General features: G+C 42.0%; 19 protein-coding genes. 13 read left to right on the top strand and 6 right to left on the bottom strand.

Annotated features, from left to right (window positions below; translation table 11 throughout):
- Positions 1 to 173 precede the first annotated feature (173 nt).
- Entirely contained in the window at positions 174 to 860 is a 687-nt protein-coding gene (locus tag ACOOE0_RS03275) for a response regulator transcription factor (RefSeq protein WP_420401047.1), read from the top strand.
- Positions 860 to 1915 (top strand): sensor histidine kinase, encoded by a 1056-nt coding sequence (locus tag ACOOE0_RS03270; protein ID WP_420401046.1) that lies wholly within the window; start codon positions 860 to 862, stop codon positions 1913 to 1915. Before ACOOE0_RS03275 ends, ACOOE0_RS03270 begins: the two co-directional genes overlap by 1 nt.
- On the opposite strand, the gene ACOOE0_RS03265 is transcribed toward ACOOE0_RS03270, so the two are convergent.
- Entirely contained in the window at positions 1840 to 2952 is a 1113-nt protein-coding gene (locus ACOOE0_RS03265; RefSeq protein WP_420401045.1) for a glycosyltransferase family protein, read from the bottom strand. The two genes, ACOOE0_RS03270 and ACOOE0_RS03265, sit on opposite strands and share 76 nt — an antisense overlap.
- 79 nt (positions 2953 to 3031) lie before the next feature.
- Here ACOOE0_RS03265 and trmB point away from each other — a divergent pair, with 79 nt between their 5' ends.
- From trmB to ACOOE0_RS03230, 7 genes are all read left to right on the top strand, one after another.
- Positions 3032 to 3700 carry a tRNA (guanosine(46)-N7)-methyltransferase TrmB gene (gene trmB, locus ACOOE0_RS03260; protein WP_420401044.1) on the top strand — a complete coding sequence of 223 codons (669 nt, stop codon included), beginning with the start codon at positions 3032 to 3034 and terminating at the stop codon, positions 3698 to 3700.
- 3 nt (positions 3701 to 3703) lie between these two features.
- Positions 3704 to 4333 (top strand): LysE family transporter, encoded by a 630-nt coding sequence (locus ACOOE0_RS03255; RefSeq protein ID WP_420401043.1) that lies wholly within the window; start codon positions 3704 to 3706, stop codon positions 4331 to 4333.
- A 98-nt stretch (positions 4334 to 4431) separates the two neighbouring features.
- Complete coding sequence (locus tag ACOOE0_RS03250; protein ID WP_420402194.1) at positions 4432 to 4758, top strand: MGMT family protein; 327 nt, start codon at positions 4432 to 4434, stop codon at positions 4756 to 4758.
- 381 nt (positions 4759 to 5139) lie between these two features.
- Positions 5140 to 6279, top strand: a complete 1140-nt coding sequence (locus ACOOE0_RS03245) for a P-loop NTPase (protein ID WP_420401042.1) — start codon at positions 5140 to 5142, stop codon at positions 6277 to 6279.
- A 2-nt stretch (positions 6280 to 6281) separates the two neighbouring features.
- Positions 6282 to 6521, top strand: coding sequence for a NifU family protein (locus ACOOE0_RS03240; RefSeq protein WP_420401041.1), 240 nt, complete (start codon positions 6282 to 6284; stop codon positions 6519 to 6521).
- A 70-nt stretch (positions 6522 to 6591) separates the two neighbouring features.
- Positions 6592 to 7650 (top strand): NAD(P)/FAD-dependent oxidoreductase, encoded by a 1059-nt coding sequence (locus ACOOE0_RS03235; protein WP_420401040.1) that lies wholly within the window; start codon positions 6592 to 6594, stop codon positions 7648 to 7650.
- Positions 7651 to 7652: 2 nt separating this feature from the next.
- Positions 7653 to 7985 carry a ferredoxin gene (locus ACOOE0_RS03230; protein WP_420401039.1) on the top strand — a complete coding sequence of 111 codons (333 nt, stop codon included), beginning with the start codon at positions 7653 to 7655 and terminating at the stop codon, positions 7983 to 7985.
- 63 nt (positions 7986 to 8048) lie between these two features.
- Here the strand turns inward: ACOOE0_RS03230 and ACOOE0_RS03225 are convergent, their stop codons facing one another.
- Complete coding sequence (locus tag ACOOE0_RS03225) at positions 8049 to 9785, bottom strand: ABC transporter ATP-binding protein (RefSeq protein WP_420401038.1); 1737 nt, start codon at positions 9783 to 9785, stop codon at positions 8049 to 8051.
- Positions 9786 to 9913: 128 nt separating this feature from the next.
- On the opposite strand from ACOOE0_RS03225, the gene ACOOE0_RS03220 reads away from it, so the two are divergent.
- Both ACOOE0_RS03220 and ACOOE0_RS03215 read left to right on the top strand, forming a co-directional pair.
- Positions 9914 to 10969, top strand: coding sequence for a TPM domain-containing protein (locus ACOOE0_RS03220; protein WP_420401037.1), 1056 nt, complete (start codon positions 9914 to 9916; stop codon positions 10967 to 10969).
- A gap of 31 nt (positions 10970 to 11000) precedes the next feature.
- Positions 11001 to 13169, top strand: a complete 2169-nt coding sequence (locus ACOOE0_RS03215; protein WP_420401036.1) for an acylase — start codon at positions 11001 to 11003, stop codon at positions 13167 to 13169.
- Positions 13170 to 13266: 97 nt separating this feature from the next.
- Here ACOOE0_RS03215 and ACOOE0_RS03210 read toward each other — a convergent pair whose 3' ends face one another.
- Positions 13267 to 13908, bottom strand: coding sequence for a hypothetical protein (locus ACOOE0_RS03210; RefSeq protein WP_420401035.1), 642 nt, complete (start codon positions 13906 to 13908; stop codon positions 13267 to 13269).
- Between the two features lie 209 nt (positions 13909 to 14117).
- On the opposite strand from ACOOE0_RS03210, the gene ACOOE0_RS03205 reads away from it, so the two are divergent.
- The gene (locus ACOOE0_RS03205; protein ID WP_420401034.1) at positions 14118 to 15383 is read left to right on the top strand and encodes an aminotransferase class V-fold PLP-dependent enzyme; all 1266 of its coding nucleotides are present in this window, start codon (positions 14118 to 14120) and stop codon (positions 15381 to 15383) included.
- A gap of 5 nt (positions 15384 to 15388) precedes the next feature.
- Here ACOOE0_RS03205 and ACOOE0_RS03200 read toward each other — a convergent pair whose 3' ends face one another.
- The 3 genes from ACOOE0_RS03200 to ACOOE0_RS03190 form a co-directional block, all read right to left on the bottom strand.
- Positions 15389 to 16522 (bottom strand): acyltransferase family protein, encoded by a 1134-nt coding sequence (locus tag ACOOE0_RS03200; protein ID WP_420401033.1) that lies wholly within the window; start codon positions 16520 to 16522, stop codon positions 15389 to 15391.
- Positions 16523 to 16618: 96 nt separating this feature from the next.
- The gene (locus ACOOE0_RS03195) at positions 16619 to 17572 is read right to left on the bottom strand and encodes a helix-turn-helix domain-containing protein (protein WP_420401032.1); all 954 of its coding nucleotides are present in this window, start codon (positions 17570 to 17572) and stop codon (positions 16619 to 16621) included.
- A 212-nt stretch (positions 17573 to 17784) separates the two neighbouring features.
- A complete protein-coding gene (locus tag ACOOE0_RS03190) occupies positions 17785 to 18681 on the bottom strand; it encodes a metallophosphoesterase (protein WP_420401031.1) in 897 nt (298 codons plus the stop codon).
- A 116-nt stretch (positions 18682 to 18797) separates the two neighbouring features.
- Here ACOOE0_RS03190 and ACOOE0_RS03185 point away from each other — a divergent pair, with 116 nt between their 5' ends.
- Positions 18798 to 21179, top strand: a complete 2382-nt coding sequence (locus ACOOE0_RS03185; RefSeq protein WP_420401030.1) for a GAF domain-containing protein — start codon at positions 18798 to 18800, stop codon at positions 21177 to 21179.
- Positions 21180 to 21185: the final 6 nt, after the last annotated feature.

The raw sequence follows: 21185 nt of genomic DNA, 5'->3' as shown, positions 1-21185 counted from the left end.
AAATCTAGATGGCGCAAAGAAAGACCTGTGCTGTAAAAGCGATGTTACCCGCGTGTTAAGTGTTTTTTTGAAAATTGTTACAATAATGTTACCACATTAAATGAACGTTAAGCATTTATGCGGTTATAGTATTATCTTTACATTTGGATGAATAACATATTAAATACCATCCCATGAAAACCAAGGACATTAAGATATTACTCGTTGATGATGAGCCAGATATCCTGGAAATTGTGAGCTATAATCTTGCTGCTGAAGGGTACGAAGTCTTTACCGCCAAAAACGGTGTGGAAGGGGTGGCCAAGGCTAAAAAGAAGAACCCACACCTTATCATTTTGGATGTAATGATGCCTGAGATGGATGGTATTGAAGCCTGTGAGATCATCCGTAATACCCCAGGTCTTGAAAATACTATCATCACCTTTTTGACCGCTCGTGGGGAAGACTACTCCCAAGTGGCCGGTTTTGATGCAGGTGCTGACGACTACATTACCAAACCCATCAAGCCAAAAGTCTTGGTAAGTAAGGTGAAAGCACTTCTAAGAAGGTTGAAAGAAGAGAAAGCCGAAACCGAGGACATTGTCAAGGTGGGCAACATCATCATTAATCGGGAGGAATACAAGATCATCAATAAAGGGGAAGAGATCATTCTCCCAAGAAAGGAATTTGAACTACTGTCGCTTTTAACCTCCAAACCAAGTAAGGTGTTCAAAAGGGAAGTGATTTTGGATAAGGTCTGGGGCAATGAAGTGGTTGTTGGCGGTAGAACCATAGATGTACATATAAGAAAGCTACGTGGAAAAATTGGGGATGAGCACTTTAAAACCGTTAAGGGCGTAGGGTATAAGTTTGTCCTATAATGGCCGTACAACTCAGGAAATCATTCACTTTTGCCATAAAATCCTCCTTACTGATTACCCCAGTACTCACATTGCTGTTTGTGGGAATTCTCTATTATTCAAATCAATTTAGCTGGTTACCCACTATTCTCTTTGCGCTATTGTGTTTTGTGGTTTGCTTTTCCATCATACAGATAAGGGTAGAGCGATTTATTTACCGAAGGATCAAGAAAATCTACGATGATGTGTCTTTATTGGAGTCCACATCCTTCTCCTCCAAACCCGTGACCACCAGCATGAAAACCCTTACCCAAGAGATTGAAAAGTTTGCCCAGGACAAGAAAATCGAGATTGACACCTTAAAAATTAGGGAAGAATATCGCAAAGATTTCTTGGGGAATGTCTCCCACGAATTGAAAACACCACTGTTCACGGTACAGGGTTACATCCTTACCCTTTTGGACGGTGCCATGAACGATAAAAAAATCAGGGAAAAATACTTGACCCGTGCCAACAAGGGGGTGGAAAGACTGATTTACATTGTTAAGGATTTGGATCTTATTACCAAGCTGGAGGTGGGAGATTTAAAACTGGAACGGGAGGATTTTGATATTATCGAACTCATTCAAAATGTGTTTGATCTTCTGGAAATGAAGGCGGCCCAAAAAGAGATAGCACTCACTTTTGATATGGAATATACCGAGCCCATTTTTGTGAATGCGGATAAGGAGAAAATCCAGCAAGTGGTGAGCAATTTATTGGTCAATTCCATTAAATATGGCCATCCAAACGGAACCACGGAGGTGAGCGTGGAGAACTTGATCAAAAACAAGGTTATCATCAGAGTCACGGATAACGGTGAAGGAATCCCCAAACAGCATATTCCCAGACTATTTGAACGGTTTTATCGAGTAGACCAGAGTGGAAGTCGGAGCGAGGGTGGTTCAGGACTAGGCCTCTCCATTGTAAAGCACATCATTGAGGCACATGACGAAAAAATTTATGTGGAAAGTGAAGTGGAAGTAGGTTCTGAGTTTTCCTTTACTTTGGAAAAAACGCTAAAGAGTTCGGAATAATTCACTGAAGTCTCAAATCGATTCAACCCTTCAAAATCTTCGATTTGATTGAGCATTTCCAATCTAAACTCATCCTGGGTGCAGCTTGGGGCCAATTGCTGTTTTTGCAATCGTTTGGCTAAATAAACCTGCTCGTATTGCCCGGGAGTGGGGATAAAGAAGGCCTTCTTTTCCAGCTTGGCCAAATCCATCACGGTGGTATAACCTGACCTACATAACACTTTTTCACTTTGGTTGAGCGCGACTTGCAATTCGTTGCTCTGCATAAAATTGAACTGGGTAATCACTCCTTTTTGGGTATGGATTTCCTCCCTGGTCTGGTCAGATTCAATTTTACCCTTGACAAACAATACCCTGCCTTCAAAACCTTGGAGTTCATTCAAGATTTTTTCCTCCAAAAATGAGCGTTGGGGTTCCGGGCCGGAGAGAAGAACCATAAGATCATACTTCATTTCGGTTTCCATTTTCTCAAACCGACTCAAAGGACCCAGATAAGCAATGTTGAACTTCTCCTTTTTTAAATGTCCCAACTTTCCAGTAAGATTCGGTTTGCCCATTACATCGGGAACCCAGCATGCATCAAACTTTTTAATGACTTTCTGATGGGCTTTGGTACTCATCCAGGTAGTATTCCCGGACAGCACGTTAAGCTGATGGGTAATAAAAATACTAGGCACCTTTTTAAAGTAGGCTCCCATTCGATTGTCCGAAATAATTCCATCCAAACCGTGTTCTTTTACCAATTTTTTCACGGCTTTTTTCTCCTTTGCCATAGCCTTGATGACCTTGGGGGAATCCCATATCATTTTAATTTTGAAATTCTTCCCTTTTTCGGCATAGGTAATGTTGTAGGAGGGCAGGGCAAAAACGGGTAAATTTGGGAACTCCTTTTGTAACAAAGCCAGCGCTACACCGTCTGAAGCTATATAAGGTTGATGTCCTTCAGCCAATAACGCATTGATTATGGGAATGCATCTTGTGGCATGACCAAGTCCCCAATTGAGTGGGGCCACCAAAATACGTTTGGAACTTTGCATGAATACAAAAAAATGAAACTTAATTTGCCTTTGGATTTCCTTAGTTTTGCCAAAACATTAAATTTTACCCAAACGTACCGTGGGAAGTAAGAACAAACTGAAACGATTTAGGGAAAACGAGACTTTTTCCAATGTAATCCAACCCACTAGGGATGAGATTTTGGAGGGATTCGGATGGAAGGGAAAATGGACGTCCTTTTTTCAAAATAACAATCCAATTGTGCTGGAATTGGGCTGTGGAAAAGGAGAATACACTGTTGAACTGGCTAGGCGAAATCCCAACAAAAACTTTATTGGGATTGATATAAAAGGGGCGCGTTTTTGGAGGGGAGCCAAAACAGCGATTCAAGAAGAAATACAAAATGTGGCCTTTCTACGCACCCAAATTGAATTGGTGGATCAACTATTTGGAGCCCATGAAGTGGACGAAATTTGGATTACATTTCCAGACCCGCAAATCAAATACAAGCGAACCAAGCACCGCATGACCAACCCGGAATTTTTAAAGAAATATGAACAAATTTTGAGACCTGGAGGACTATTGAACCTAAAGACGGACAGCGAATTTATGCATGGTTATACCTTAGGCCTTTTACAAGGTCTTGGGCATGAAATTGTATATTCCAACCACGATGTTTATAAAAATGCGGGGAGTCCCGCAGAGGTAACTGAAATTCAAACATTCTATGAAAATCAGTATCTTGAAAAAGGAAAGCCAATAACCTACATCCAATTTAGGATCAACTAACCAATGACGCATATACTTATTCTTTTCTTTGCCACTTTTTCGGCGGCATTCATGGCAACGGTACCTCCTGGTTTGCTCAATATGAACGCGGCCAAGACCAGTGTTGAAAAAGGAAAGTTGAACGGAGTTATTTTTAGTCTGGGCGTTTCTTCCATGATTATGGTTCAGGCGTATATAGCCGTATTGATTTCCAAGTTTTTATATCGAAATCCCGAGGTAATAGACATACTTTTAAAGATTGCCATTCTTGTCTTTGCCTTTTTTGCGATTTACTTTTTTGTAGTGGCCAAAAGAAAAAAAGAGCAACAGCTCACGGATGTCAACCTGAGCAAAAAAAACAGCTTTTTTAAAGGGATACTATTGGCTGCACTTAATCTGTTGACCATCCCCTACTATAGTGGCCTTAATGCCATGTGGAACGAGGCAGGCTGGATCAAGTTTGAAGCCGCCGATATTGTGACTTTTGTGTTGGCAGCAGGGACAGGAACCTTTTCCGTACTCTATTTGTATACCTTCTATTTTAATAAATTGGAACGCAAAACCAACCGTTTTTCAAGGAACTCCAACTATATTCTCAGTGCCTTAATGTTGGTTTTGTTAGTGATTACCTTGTTTAGGATTTTTTACAAGTAGCACTATATTTCCCTTAGGCGGGTGCATTGGACCCTCTAAACCATTGTCAAGGTTTGTGAAATTCGTGTCAAACCATTTGAATATTGATCATAATAATGATGGAAGAGAAAAACTTTTTTGACAAAGTATATGAAGTGGCCAGGCTGATTCCTTACGGAAGGGTAACATCCTACGGAGCTATCGCCAAATACTTGGGAGCTGCCCGTAGTGCTCGAATGGTGGGTTGGGCAATGAACAACTCTGGAGCCAAAGATGTTCCTGCGCATAGAGTGGTAAACCGAGCTGGGGTACTTACAGGAAAACAGCATTTTGATGGAACCAATCTTATGCAACAACTTTTGGAAAATGAAGGCGTGGAGGTCAGGGACAACCAAATTGTGGACTTTCAAAAGCATTTTTGGGATCCGGCCAAGGAACTGCTCTGATTCAATTAGCAATTTACAGTTAACAGTAAACATCGAAAACACGGACATTACCCTTCACCATTTTGCCCTTTTTATAAATCAAGTTCAAACACAAAATCCAAATGTTGGTTTTTAACCGCTTAATTTGGATTTCACCCATCACCCATCACGCATTTTCCACTTTCCATTTTCCATTTCCCATTTCCCATTTCCCATTTTCCACTTTCCACTTTCCATTTTCCATTTCCCATTTTCCACTTTCAATTTTCCATTTCCCATCAGCCATTAATCCTACCTATTCCACCATCTTTAATTTCAATGCGCAAACTTCTTAGTCTAAGCACCATGGCGTATCTTTGTAATTTAGAATCAGTTTAAGCGACTGCAATCAAAATAAGAGCAATGAAGTTGAAAAAAGCGGACATACTTAAGGCTTTGGAACTGATATCTGCTCCTGGAGAGGGACAGAATCTGGTGGAGAGCGGTGCCGTTACCAATGTGCAGGTTTTTGGTGATGAGGTAGAGGTAGATGTCACCATAAAGAACCCAAGTCTTCAGGCGAGAAAGAAAACGGAGGTTGAGATATTGAAGATTATTCATAAAGAGGTGTATGAAAAGGCCAAAATAAAAATCAACCTTAAGGTTGATGCTCCAGCTAAACCCAAGGTTAATCAAATTAAGGGGAATCCCATTCCCGGAATCCAAAACATAATTGCGGTGGCCTCTGGTAAAGGAGGTGTTGGAAAATCTACTGTTACCGCTAATTTGGCCGTGACATTGGCCAAAATGGGATTCAAGGTGGGACTGTTGGATACGGATATTTATGGGCCTTCCATGCCTATTATGTTCGATGTGGCCACGGAAAAACCACTTTCCATAAATGTTGATGGCAAGAATAAGATGAAACCCATAGAAAATTATGGGGTCAAGCTTTTGTCAATTGGCTTTTTTACCCAGCCCAACCAAGCGGTGATATGGCGTGGTCCCATGGCGTCCAAGGCGTTGAACCAGATGATTTTTGATGCCCACTGGGGCGAGTTGGATTTTCTGCTCTTGGACCTTCCCCCCGGAACTGGGGATATACATTTAAGTATCATGCAATCGCTTCCAGTCACTGGTGCGGTTGTGGTGAGTACGCCGCAAGAAATTGCACTTGCGGATGCTAGAAAAGGTGTGGCGATGTTCCAACAAGAGGCCATCAATGTGCCAGTGCTAGGGATTGTAGAAAACATGGCCTACTTTACCCCAGCCGAGCTCCCTAATAACAAATATCATATCTTTGGTAAGAATGGTGCCAAGAATTTGGCAGAAGATTTGGATGTCAAGTTTTTAGGGGAGATTCCACTGGTACAAAGTATTAGGGAAGCAGGTGATGTTGGAAGACCCGCGGCAATGCAGACGGCTACCCCAATTGAGGAAGCCTTTGAGGAACTGACAAAAAATGTGGTTCGGGAATTAGTGAGTAGGAACACCGCTCTTCCACCCACAGAAGCAATCAAGATTACAACAATGGCGGGTTGTGCTGCCGTTAAAAAGAAATGAGCATGACATCGGAAGAAATAAAAAATAACGTTGAAAAAGCTTTGGACGAGATAAGACCGTTTCTGCAAAGTGATGGAGGTGATATTTCGTTGATTTCCATAGACAATAATAGTTTGGTGAAGGTGAAGCTTGAAGGAAATTGCATAGGTTGCAGTGTCAACCAAATGACCTTGAAAAGTGGTGTGGAAATGACCATAAAAAAGTACGCCCCACAGATTGAGGAAGTCATTAATGTAGGCTAATCTGATAGAAGTCATGTTTCTTCTCTTCCCTAAACCCTAAGTTGCACGGATATCCAAATACCATTACTGCATGATTAAAACCGATATATTGATTATTGGGGCGGGACCTACGGGTCTTTTTACTGTTTTTGAAGCAGGCTTGTTACAACTTAAATGCCATTTGATTGATGCGCTTCCGCAGCCAGGGGGGCAATGTGCCGAAATTTATCCGAAAAAACCCATTTATGATATTCCAGGCTTTCCAGAGGTGTTGGCCGGAGAATTGGTGGATAACCTTATGGATCAAATCGCGCCATTTCAACCTGGATTTACCCTAGGTGAACGGGCGGACAAAATTGAGAAACTGGATGACGGCACATTTGTGGTCACTACCAATAAAGGAACCCAGCATAATGCCCCTGTGGTAGCCATAGCTGGTGGATTGGGGAGCTTTGAACCCCGAAAACCCCTATTGGAAAATCTTTCAAAATTTGAGGATAAGGGCGTTGCCTATATGATCAAGGAACCGGAGGTTTATCGGGACAAAAAGGTACTGATTGCAGGAGGTGGTGATTCGGCCTTGGATTGGTCCATTTTCTTGGCAGATGTGGCATCCGAAGTTACCTTAGTCCATAGACGTAACGAATTTAGAGGCGCTTTGGATTCCGTGGAAAAAGTACAGCAATTAAAAAATCAGGGAAAAATCAATTTAATAACCCCGGCTGAAGTGATTGAACTACGAGGTGATGATAAGTTGAACGGTTTAGTTGTTAGAAAAACTGATAATTCAGAAGAAATTGAGCTAGAGGTGGATAATTTTATTCCCCTTTTTGGACTTTCCCCTAAATTGGGCCCTATTTCGGAATGGGGATTGGAAATTGAGAAAAATGCCATCAAAGTGGACAATACCTTGGATTACCAGACCAACATTCCTGGAATCTATGCTATCGGGGACATCAATACCTATCCGGGAAAGCTAAAATTGATTTTATGTGGATTTCACGAGGCTACCCTAATGTGTCAGAGTGCTTATCAGAGGATTTATCCAGATAAAAAGTATGTAATGAAATATACCACGGTGGGTGGCGTTACCGGTTTTGATGGAAGTAAAAAAGAAGCGCCAAAAGCGGTTGTCAAAGCTATTGAATAAGAATGTCAGATATTAAGATTAAGGTTACTGATCGAGATGGAGTACTGCACGAGGTAGACGCTCCAACGGATATGAACATGAATCTTATGGAAGTGGTTCGCTCCTACGAACTTGCTCCAGAAGGAACCATTGGTATTTGCGGGGGAATGGCCATGTGTGCCTCATGCCAATGCTATGTAAAATCGAATCACGATTTACCTGAAAAATCAGATGACGAAGATGCCATGTTGGCGGAGGCCTTCTTTGTAGAGGACAACAGCCGATTAGGATGTCAAATCCATATTACCCCTGAACTTGAAGGTTTGGAGGTGGAACTCGCCCCTGAGGAACAATAATCTGCGCATTTTGTCATTCTGAGCACGGCGAAGAATCATCAAATGCCAGGTTCAAAAGCTCCATCAAATCCTTGCTTGATAAGTAAAGAGGTTGTAATACCTTCCTTCAGCGGCAATAAGTTCTTCGTGGGTGCCTTGTTCCATGATATGCCCACTCTCTATCACTAAAATCTGATCCGCTTTTCGAATAGTGCTCAAACGGTGGGCAATCACAAAAGTGGTTCTTCCTTTGGTAAGCTCTGCCAAACTTTTTTGGATTAAGGCTTCGGATTCGGTGTCCAAGCTGGAAGTGGCTTCATCCAAAATCAAGATTTTGGGATCGGCCAACACGGCTCGGGCAATGGCAATTCGTTGCCGCTGCCCTCCGGAAAGTTTTACACCGCGTTCCCCAATGAGGGTATCCAAGCCTTCATCAAAACGATCGGTGAATTCGTCCACATAGGCTGCTTTAATGGCATTTTGCAAATCAGATTCAGCAGCATTGGGTCTTGGAAAAAGGATGTTTTCCCGAATGGTGCCTTCAAACAAAAAATCGTCTTGAAGAACAACCCCTAAGTGTTGCCTAAAACTTTTAAGGTCCACTTTGGATAGATCTTTTCCATCTATGGTGATTGTTCCAGAGTCTGGATTAAGAAAACTTGCTGCCAAACCGGCTATGGTCGACTTACCTGAACCAGAACTCCCCACTAAGGCAATTACCTGTCCGGGCTTAACTTCAAAGCTTATGTTGTGCAAAACTTCCTTCTCCTCTTCATAGGAAAACGACACATTCTTAAAATTCATGTGGCCAACTATTGAATCCAGTTGAATCACCCTTTGTCCAAGCTGGGATTCTTCGTCGGTATTCATGAGCTCTTCGGTACGATCTAATCCTGCCAAGGCCTCGGTCAATTGACTTCCAATATTGCTCATTTGAACAATGGGCGCGATCATCAATCCCAAAAGCACCGTAAATTCTACAAATTGGCCTATTGTAAGGGTGCCTTCAATAATTTTATACCCGCCAAAACCCATTACGCTGGTGGTGGCCACTCCTAACAAAAAGGTTGAGGAACTGGTCATAAAGGCCGTGGTGGTCAAACTCTTTTTCACATTTTGATACAAGCGATCTACCCCGACTTCAAAAACTTCATGCTCTTGATTTTCTGCATTAAATCCCTTAATGACTCTAATACCACCCAAGGTTTCTGTGAGTCGACCTTTTACTTCGGCATTTATTTTTCCTCGGTCCCTAAAAATGGGTCGGATGATTTTAAATGCCTTTAAGGCAATCACCGCAAAAATGATGAGTGGAATAAAAGTGAACAAGGTCATATAGACATCGATATCCAATAAGAGAATCAAAGAAACAACAGCTGTGATCACGCCGCCTACCAATTGTACCAACCCTGTACCAACCAGGTTTCGTACCCCCTCAACGTCGGACATGATACGAGAGACCAATGCCCCTGATTTGGTATTATCAAAAAATCGGATGGGAAGCGCCAAGACCTTTTTTTGCACTTGAGCTCTCAACTCACTGATCAAATATTGCGCCTGCACGCTTAAGATGCGCGTCAAAAGAAATGAGGTTACAGATTGCACAAAAATGGCCAACATTACCCCTGCAACAAGGTACTTGAGCATATCAATGTCTTTATTGACAATGACATCATCTATCAAATACTTGGAAGCAATGGGCGCAACAAAACTAGCCGCTTTGCTGAGTGCAATCAAAAGCAATCCAATGAAAACCAGATTCCGCTTGGGCCAAATTATGGTTTTGAAAGCGGTGAGGATACTTACTTTTTTATCTGACATTTTGAGAATTAAAGTCAATGCAAGTTAACTGAATTTATACCAGCATTTTAAAGCATTAAAAAAGAATTAACGCTGAGGCTCTTAACCGCTGAACATATAGTATATTTAAATAACTCAAGTACGTATATATGGCATTGAAACACGCAATGATAGGGCTATTTTTCTTTGTTTCCCTATGTTGTTCTGCCCAGCAAAATTATCTGGAACTCAATCAGATTGTTACGGATAGTGCAAGAATTTTCACAATCCAAGAAATTGAGGGGCTAAAGACAAAGCTCACCAACTTTGAATCGGAGACAAGTAATCAATTGGTGGTATTAACCATTGAAGAATTGGGATACGGAACCATTGAGGAATACGCCTACGGAACTTTCAATCAGAACAAACTGGGCCAAAAAGATAAGGACAATGGCATTCTGATCGTCTTTGCTAAAAATGACCGCCAGGTTAGAATTGAAGTGGGTTATGGATTGGAGCCTTACATTACGGATGCTGTTGCCTCAAGGATTATTCGAAATACCATGATACCCGAGTTTAAGGTGGAGAACTATTTTACTGGGATAGATCTTGCAACTGATCAAATCATCACCTTTTTAAATGAACCGGATGCTTTGGAGGAATTTAAGCAGGAAATAGCTTCGGAAGGAGATATTAATGGATGGGTAAAGCTCTTCATGGGTCTGTTTTTGTCCATATTTGTTGCTGTAGGAGGTTTTCTTTTTTACAAATCCTATGCTGGGATTGTGGAAATGTTTCGGGGCATGATGATTGGAAAATTGGGCCTGTTACAAGGGATTTTTATGGTACTTTTTGGGATGATTCCCATGTTGTTTGCCTCGGTTTTTGTTGGAATGCCTTTGTTTTTTGCCACTATGATTTTCGATATGGGAATCCATTGGGAGGAACACGAAAATTTGTTGGATGATTTATCTTGGGTGTATTGGATTATCGGAGGCTTTTTTCTTCTTACATTGGCACTGGCGTTGCTCAAGATACTGCTCAAGGGCAAGGAGGAGTTTAAACTTTCCTTGTTAAAGAACGACCCAACCTATATGAGGAAGACATTTTCGTCATCCGGGTCCCATTCCTTTGGATCCAGTTCAGGGTCTTCCTTTGGAAGTTCCAGTAGCTTTTCAGGGGGAGGGGGTAGCTCAGGGGGCGGTGGCGCCAGTGGAAGTTGGTAACAGCAAGTCAATTTTGACACAACAACAAATTATGAGAACACTTCTTTTAGGAACTTTGGTTTTATTGCTGTCCTGTGGGCAGGAACAATCCCCAGAGATTAAAAAATGGAAAACCCAGGCGGAAAACGTCACCATAATTCGGGATGATTTTGGAGTGCCCCACATTTATGGCAAAACGGATGCGGATGCTGTTTTTGGACTGCTGTATGCGCAATGTGAAGATGACTTTAACCGCGTAGAGCAAAATTATATCTGGGCCACGGGAAGACTAGCGGAAGTTGAGGGTGAGATAGGACTGTACAGCGACCTGCGCGCCCGATTATTTATGACCAAGGAAGAAGCAATCCAAAACTATGAACAAAGTCCAGAATGGCTCAAGGAATTGTGCAATGCCTTTGCAGATGGCATCAACTATTATCTGCATACCCACCCAGAAGTAAAACCTCGAGTGATTTCCCATTTTGAACCCTGGATGCCCATGTATTTCAGTGAGGGATCTATTGGGGGCGATATAGAACGGATTTCCATCAAAAAAATAAAAGCCTTTTACGAAAGCGGAATGGAATTGCCAAAGATGGAGCAATTGGAGATTCAGGAGAAAGAAGAAATGGCAGAACCCCAAGGATCTAATGGAATTGCTATTTCTGGAGATCTAACGGAGTCAGGGAATGCCTTACTGTTGATCAACCCCCATACTTCATTTTATTTTAGAGGCGAAGTGCATGTGGTAAGTGAGGAAGGACTCAATGCCTATGGCGCTGTAACTTGGGGGCAATTCTTTGTGTACCAGGGATTCAATGAAAAAACGGGTTGGATGCATACCTCTACCTACACTGATGTGATGGATGAGTTCAAGGAAACGATTGTTCAGAACGATGGGAATTTGTTCTATCAATACGGGGAAGAATTACGACCGGTTGCAAAAACGGATGTCGTTCTAAAATACAAGGAAGGGAATCGGATGAGAGAAAAGACCTTTCCCATGTATCGTACCCACCACGGGCCCATTACACACGCGGTGGATGGTCAATGGACGGCTTCGGCCATGATGTGGGAACCTGTAAAGGCTTTGGAACAGTCCTACATTCGCACCAAGCAAAATGGCTATGATGGATTTAGAAAGATGATGGACATCAGAACCAACTCCAGCAACAATACCGTTTATGCCGATGCTGAGGGGAATATTGCGTATTTCCACGGAAATTTTATCCCAAAAAGGGATACCATTTATGATTTTACCAAACCTGTGGACGGTAGCAACCCCAAGACCGATTGGAAGGGCTTACATACTGTGGATGAAAACATTTTGGTGCTGAATCCGGACAACGGCTGGATTCAAAACTGTAATTCCACGCCGTATACGGCAGCTTTGGAAAACAGTCCCCAAAGAAGTGATTACCCCAAATATATGTCTCGGGACCAGGAAAACTTTAGAGGCGTCCATGCCATTGATTTATTAACGGATAGAAGTGGATTTACCTTGGATAATTTAATTGAACTGGCCCATGATCCGCATTTGCCAGCTTTTGAAGCATTGATTCCTGGCTTGATCAAGGCCTATGATACCAACCCAAATCCGGCATTGAAGGAGCCGATTGAAGTTTTAAGAAATTGGGATTTCAGAACTTCCGAGACTTCTGTGGGGATGACTTTGTCCCATTATTATGGAACCTTGTGTTATCAGAAAGCAAAACGACCGAAAGGACTATATGCCATGCAACTGGTGCAATATTGGGGGTCGGAATCTCCAGATGAGGAAAAGTTGAAGCTGTTTCAAGAAACTGTGGAACGATTGAATAGTGATTTTGGCACTTGGAATACCCCATGGGGCGAGGTAAATAGATATCAGCGCCTGAATGAAGATATCAGACAGGCTTTTGATGATGCCAAAGCCAGTATCCCAATCGGATTTGCCAGTGGGAGATGGGGCGCCCTGGCGGCATACGGTGCTAGATATGATAACAATACCAAGAAAATCTACGGGACACGAGGCAATAGCTTTGTGGCGGTGGTGGAATTTGGGGATAAGGTGAAAGCCAAGACTATGTTGGCAGGTGGACAGAGTGGAGATCCCGACTCACCTCATTTTGATGATCAGGCACAACGCTATGCTGATATGGATTTTAAGGATGCGGCCTATTACAAGGAGGATGTACTGCAAAGAGCCGTAAGCACATATAAGCCAGGAGAAAAACCTTAGGGTTGGTAAGACACGAGATAAAAGAAGCAAGAATCAAGACAAGTATTTGAACTTGAACTTGAATTTTGAGCTTGAGTTTGAATTTTGAACTTAGAGGTTACTCTTCCTCTTTGATCACAATAAGACTGGCAGTAGATCCTGTGGATAGGTTCCAACGATTGTTGTGAATGACCTCCCCTTTTTCATCTGCAACGACTACTTGAGCCGTGTTGGGCCCGGAAGACCCCTGATTGAGGGCCACAAAATCCAACCTATTAAATCCTTCAATTAAATCTATGTTGACCCCCTTGAAGGAACCGGAAAGCAGCATATTGTATTCAACGATTTCACCGTTCAACAGAATTTTGATGCGATCGCCATCTACATACTCATGATCACGGCATACTATGCCCACGAATCTGGCCTTGGTCTTTATATCTCCTAAATATTGGTCGCCAAAATGTTCCTTGGAACCCTTTTTTTCCTTTTCTCCGATGTTGGGACTAAGTTTAAGGTCATGACCTGCCTGCACCAGTTCGCGATCTGGGAGCATTTTAACTCCGGGTTTATCATTTTTGGATGTTAAACTCTCATCCAAAACGGAAGGAATCCTGAGGGAGGTACCTTGATTACTAGGTAAAATATCCAAATTGTTGCGTTCGCCAATTTTGAGAGGTTTGGTCGTGGGAATATCCCCTTGGGCACTGACCATGAGGAACCCAAAGACAAAAAAGGAACAGAAAAAAACCAATTTTTTCATAGCAACTTGGTCGATAACTTTTCTTAAAGTTAACAAATACCCTGCCAAATAGTTGGTAAATCGCTGTTAAATGTGGGGATATTTCGATGTATGTCAACTTCAACCCATAATTATGAAATGAGGTTGACCTCTTAGGTTTATTTTAAAGGTTAAAAATCGTAAATTGATTCATTAGCAAGGTGTTATACATTCCTTTCAACCCTTAAGTGATGAAAAAAAGACAATTTTTAAAGCGTTTGGGTCAGGCGGCCATGGCTGTTCCTTTAGTGCCTATGACTGCTAATGGTCAAAAAATGACCTCTGAATTACCACCATATCCTGGTGGTAGTAGTGAGGACTTTTGGAAACGCATTCGGCAGGATTTTGACTTAAAACCGGACTATATCAATTTGGAAAACGGGTATTACTGCATTACCCCAAAACCCATTATGGAACAGCTGCACCAGTACACACAAATGGTAAACTACGAAGGGTCGTACTATATGCGCACCGTGCAATGGGAAAACAAGGAAAAGGTTACCGCGCGATTGGCAAAGTTCGTGGGATGCAGTCCAGAAACCTTGGTCATTACCAGAAATGCAACCGAATCCTTGGATTTGATCATAGGGGGATTTCCTTGGAAAGAAGGAGACGAGGCCATTTTTGCGGTTCAAGATTATGGATCCATGCGCGATCACTTTTATATGATCCGAGACCGATACGGAGTGGTATGCAAAGAGGTTTCCGTACCCAACCATCCCAAATCGGATGAGGAGCTTGTAACATTGTATGAATCCCAGATCACGCCAAGAACCAGACTGCTCATGGTTTGTCATATGATCAATATTACAGGGCATGTCCTGCCTATAAAAAAGATTTGCGAAATGGCACATCGTCATGGGGTAGAAGTGATGGTGGATGGTGCCCATGCCGTGGGACATATTGAGGTCAACATTTCGGAATTGGGCTGCGATTATTATGGTTCCAGCCTGCACAAATGGTTGAACGCGCCCTTGGGGGTTGGATTATTGCACGTAGCGCCAAAAAGAATCTCCAAAATATGGCCGCTTTTGGCTGAGCATAATACGGAACCCCAAGATATCCTTCGACTAAACCACACGGGAACCAACCCTGTACATATTTACCTGGCGATCAACGCGGCTTTGGACTATATCAATGTTATCGGAGTCCAACGTAAGGAAAACCGACTTCGCTACCTGCAAAAGTATTGGAGTGATGCATTAAGGGACGTTCCCAATATTATTGTCAACACACCTGTGGAGGACAAAAGGTGCTGTGGCATTGGTAATGTTGGAATTGCCCACTTCCCTCCAAAGGAATTGGCAACAATCTTACTGGAGGAGTTTGGGGTTTGGACTGTGGCCATTGATGAATCCAATGTGCATGGTTGCCGAATAACCCCAAATATTTATACCACAACAAGGGAACTGGATACTTTTATAGCTGCTATGAAGACCTTGGCCAATCGAACTTGATGCAGTTATTTGGGTTTTACTGTACTTCTTTTCAACCCAAACAGTGGATGCAAGGGTGGAATTTTTAGGATAATGAAATCATAAATCAGCCAACTTAGTCCAAAAGTTCCCAGCACCAAGACTGAAGTTTTGGCAAAGAACCCCCAGTTTAAATGCATGATGTAATAGCCCAAAGCCACAGTTATGGTCTGATGTAAAATATAGAATGGGTATACAGCTCTGTTGGCATAAGCGAGTTGATTGCTGGGGCGGTTCAAAAATTTGGCAGCGTAGGCAAACAACACCAAAATCCAGGACCAAATGTTGGTCACCTTTAGAAAAGCCTCCACAATATGAACAATCAAACCATCTTCTAAAAACAACCAAATAAAAACCTGTCCGGAGAATGCCAAAATGCCCAGAGTCAATGCTTTTGATTTTGTTTGATCCAACACCTTCCAAAATACCTCTCCAGTTGAAATTAGAAGAAATCCATAAAAAAATAAGATGATACTAAAGGTGAAGTTGAACCAATCATCCACTAAGGCATGAGTGACATCAAAAAAGGGCTCTATCAAAACCTCAACAAAATATAGAGGGATAACAAAGACATAAAAACCCCAAGTCTTCTGAATTGTTTTGGTGACCCAGGCCACAAACTTTGTTCGATGCTTCCTCAGATAAACAAATAAGGGAGAGAGCAAAAGAGAGAAAATAAAAAGATAGGGCAAAAACCAAAGGTGATGCCAACTCAGGTTACCGTCCGGATAGATTCCTTCAAACGCAACTGTGGTAAAATATGTCCAATAGGAACCTTCAAATTGCCCATTGGCCAGCCGTTCAAAATAGACCTGTGGCGGAACAATTAGCAACATACCCACAGCTAACGGGATTCCTAAACGTAGATATCGTTCCAGATTGAATTGCCAGATGTTTCGCTTACCCAGGGCATAGTAGGTTCCCATACCGGAAATAACGAACAGGATGGGTAGTCGCCATTGGTTCAGGAAGAGCATGGGCCATCTGAGCCAATCATATATGACATTGTTTTTGACATGCCATCCCCAGGGAACAAAAAACATCCCCACGTGATAAAAGATCAATAACCCAAATACAGTGACCCGCAACCAATCCAAATCGTACCGACGAACTTTTTCCATCTAATTTTCGTTTGGCACCAAAGGTCGTATGGAGCATCGGGAAAACTTGTGATTTGAACAGGAGAAGTGTCCCAAATTACAATTGTGGAGAAATTGCTATTTGGATTTTTCCTTGATAAAACTGGAAGGTGTGGTACCTACATGCTTTTTAAAAGCATTGTAAAAGGCTGATTTAGAGGTGAATCCAACAGAGTTGCCAATGGCCTCTACGGTTAAATGGCGGTATTCTGGATCAAGGAGATGTTTTTTGGCCACCAATACCCTTTTTTGATTGATGTATTCATTAAAGTTGTATCCAGTATCCGAATTGATCACTTTAGATACTAGATTGGGGCTTTCGCCCAGTTGCTCAGCCAGGTTTTTAAGTGTCAGGTGCTTTTCCAAAAAGAGGCCGTCTGCCTGTAAATGTTCCTCGATGGTATTGAAATGCAAGGAATTTGTTGTCAAGGTTTCGTATTTATCGGCAACCCAGGATTTTTCAAAAAAACGGGATTCCGATAGTATAAAAAAGGAACTTATAAAGGCGATAAGCCCAACAAACATGACTATAAAATGATCACCTCCATCATCGTCGTAAGACAGGTAAACTCCCAGAGTAAGCATCAATAACAAAACGAGTAGGTAAATGGTAATCCTTGTGAACTCATATTTATCAACCTTTATTTTATTGGTGGGCAATTTCTTTAGTTTTCCATGCTTAAGAACGAGAATTGCACATAAAACCAAGTAAACCATAAAACTTGTCAGCATCAACCAACGAAATTCATCTTTGATTACTTGATATCCATAAGTGACTCCATCAGGCACGGTGACCATGGGAATATCATCATGGTAGGCATCCAAATAGGCATTCAGCTTTACGGATATGGGATTTAGAAAATAACCGAGTTGCGTTATCAAATAAAGAAAGGGCAAAAGAAAGTGAACACCATGTTTTTTTAGGGTAATTGGCTTTCGCTCCAATAAGGCGTAGGTAAAGAAGTATATCGTTGGCGCAATCAGTAGCACAAATACTTCGGTGGAATCATTCCAAAGAATCACATATTTCATCAGACCGGTATAACATAGGTAAGTATCTGTACATACAACCGCCTGAAAAAGAAGAGACCATCCAAAAATTCGAATGGCGGAACCCTTGGTCGACCTTAGGAATATGATTGACGCAAGAAAAAAAGCCTGGACGATTCCAATGAGCATAAAATGTGAATAGAGGTTATGCCGAATTGGAATTTGATCCAGAATTTGCTGCACGCTATCCATGACTATTCCTCCATATAATCCACCAATTTCTCAGGACCTTCCAACAAAACCCGAACAATTTGTAGCGTACCATCAGGTTTGGTGGCAATCTGCCATTTAATCAAGGAAATTTTCCCTTCCTCAATTTCAATCCCAGTGATACTCCTTGGATGAACGCAACTCCCGTCATTGAAAAATGGAATTTGGCCAGGTTCTGGGAAACGGGGTCTGTGGGTGTGCCCGGCAATAGTAATCCTGAGGTTGTTTTCCAAAATCCAGCGTTTGATTCTTTTCTCGATACGAATCAGCTCTTTGTAGTTTTTTGCCGGACTGGTTGGGTCGTGAATGCCCACTACTTGCAGCGGCTTCCATAAGATTCGAACCAAAAAGCGTCCAAACCGCCAGCAAACATAGTTCCACCAATCTGCCTGATGACCATGGGTGCAAAAGAGCTCCTGCTGGGTCTGTTTGTGTTTTAGCACCAGGGCTTCGTGATAGGTGATTCCTTCAAAAAGCTCCTTGTCCTTGTCCTCGATAGGTTCAAAATAGCTGGAAAGGTGCTTGTCCACATAATTCTTTTGCTTGTACACCATATCGTGGTTGCCCCAAACCATATGCAGTCGGTTTTCCAAATGGAATTGTCTAAGGAGCTGGTACACATTCTTATGGGCCTCAAAAATGACCTCAAAATGCAAGTTTTCCCAGAGTTCGTCCCCATCTCCCAACTCGCAGTACTGAAACCCTTGTTGGTAGTAATGGTTCAGCGCATGGAAGTAGATGTTCCTATTGTTGGCAAAATCGTCGGCAAAACTGTTGTCCCCCCTATGGCAATCACTAAAAAAGATGAACTTGGAAGTATCATCAAAAGGGATGGTTTTGGCATTTTTGTACGCCCTGTTTAGCCTAGTTCTTGAGGACATGGGTCAAATTTGCTTAAATATCCAAAAAAAGGGAACAATAACATAAAGAATCCCTTAACAGAGGGGCATTTTTACTTTTTGTAACTTTACATTTCAAAACTCGACTAATTAGGCGTATGAAGCAGAAATACAATGAAGAAAGCCCAATGCACCATCTGGTAAGCTTTAACAAGCTTTTGGGGCATTATGACGAGCAGCTAAAAAGCAAGGATAAACACTTGGCGGAAAGGGCCAAATATATTCTTGACGCACAGGCTCCTTTTCCTGAACTTCGTGATGGATTCACCGACCTCTCCTTGTTGGATAAGCACAAGGATATTATTGGCATCATACTTCAAGATACGTTTTCATCGGTACTCACCCAAAATGAGATAAAAACGGCTTCCACCCCTTTTGAAAACAATATTTTCAATTCGTCCGAAAGATTCAAAAAGATATTGAAGGAAGCAGGTAAGGGATTTGAACTTGAAATCCGAAATCTGCCCATGGATGTAAGCTACATCATGAAATGTACGGTGGTACTAGGCTTTCATTATGGATATAAAATGGACTTTAGACGTCCGCTTTTCTATGATATCCCGGATGCCAATGGCGTAATGCGCCACTATAGAATCCTGTACAATGCGGATTTTATGGAAATAATTCCCACAGAAAAGGCTAAGGATTTGACGCAAGAAGATGTGGATGAACTATTGGCCAATTTTGACAATCTGGAGCTTTGGAAGGATAAAATTCCACCAGGAAGTTTCATTTCCAAAGGGTTCGTGATTTCCAATATGTTCGACGTTACCGCGGAACATTCCATCTCTGGAATTAAATCCACGCTGATTGGAAATAACAAGAGAGGCAATGAAGACTTTATGGAAAGTTTTCAGGATACCTTTAGGTCGTTATTCAATCTGAAGCACATCAATGTTGGCTTTACGGGATATGATTCCAAGGCAAACCGTTTCCTCAAAATTTATGGGAAGGGAATAGAAAGCTATATCCTTAAGGGCAAGGACATGGAGTCTTGTGACAATCTGCTATGTGATCACTCCAAGAATACCTTGATAGGTAAGGAAACAGGATATTATGCCATATCCAATGTAGAGAAATACTACAACTTGTCCGAAGGTGGACAACCCTATAAAAACTTGCACGAACAGGGTATAAAAAGTGCCATCTTGGCGCCTATCATTGACGATGGTGTTCTCTTGGGGGTTCTGGAATTGGTATCCAATACGGTGAACGAGCTAAACAGTGTCAATGCCAACAAGTTGGAAGATGTAATGCCCTTTATCGTGTCTGCAGTAGTTCGCTCAATAGAAGAGGAGGAAAATCTTGTGGATGCCATTATCCAGCATGAGTGTACTACAGTGCATTCTTCTGTGTACTGGAAATTCCAAGAGGAGGCCAAACGTTTTATGGCGGATGAATTGGTTGGTAATCAAGCGATTTTTAAGGAAATCGTCTTCAAGGATGTATATCCCCTATATGGTCAGGTAGATATTAAAGAGTCGTCCAAAGAACGAAACTTCTCCATCCAAAAGGACTTGATGATTCAGTTGTCCGAGATCAATGAAGTATTGGAGGTGGCCTTTAAGATTCACAAACTTCCTATTTATGAGGAGTTGATGTTCCGGGTAAATACCTATTTGGAAGAAGTAAAAGAAGCCCTATATACCCATACGGAGCAGGCCATTTTTGACTTCGTCAAGGAAGAGGTAAATCCAGTTTTCAAACATTTGAAGGATACGGATACGGATGTGGCTCCCTACATTCAAAAGTATGAGGACAGTATTGACCAAGAAACGGAATCCTATTACGATCACCGTCGCAATTACGATCAAAGCGTGATGGAGGCCAATATGCAATTGGCTGCTTTACTGGATAAAAAGCAGGTAGAGGCCCAAGAAATGTTCCCTCACTATTTTGAACGCTACAAAACGGATGGCGTGGAACATAATATGTACATTGGAAGCTCCATCGCCAACGATAGAAAATTTAATGAACTCTATCTGAGCAACCTTCGCTTATGGCAGCTGCAAGTGATGTGCGATATGGAGGACAAGTACTATGCCCTAAAGCCCACTTTGCCAGTGAAACTGGATGTGGCTTCCTTGATTTTGGTTTACAGTACTTCATTGGCCATTCGCTTTAGAATGGACGAAAAGCGTTTTGATGTGGACGGGACGTACAATGCCCGCTATGAAATCATCAAAAAACGTATTGATAAATCCTATATCAAGGGAACCAATGAGCGGTTGACCCAGAAGGGCAAATTGGCTATTGTTTACAGTCAGCGCAAGGACGAAAAGGAATATATGCGTTACATTAAATTCCTGAAGGCCAAAGGCTATTTTACCAACAATATTGAAATTGTGGAGTTGGAGGGCCTACAAGGTGTAACAGGGCTTAAAGCTATTCGCGCAGAAATTCTATACTCTGGGGATAAGGATAAGAAATCTGAAAGAACCTATACCTACGAGGATCTTATGGAAGAATTGAAATCCTAAATTCTA

Origin of the sequence: Flagellimonas sp. (assembly GCF_965215805.1) — a bacterium.
Classification (GTDB): domain Bacteria; phylum Bacteroidota; class Bacteroidia; order Flavobacteriales; family Flavobacteriaceae; genus Flagellimonas.
Note: the sequence above shows the minus strand (reverse complement) of the source record. Positions and strands in the feature narration are given on the sequence as shown.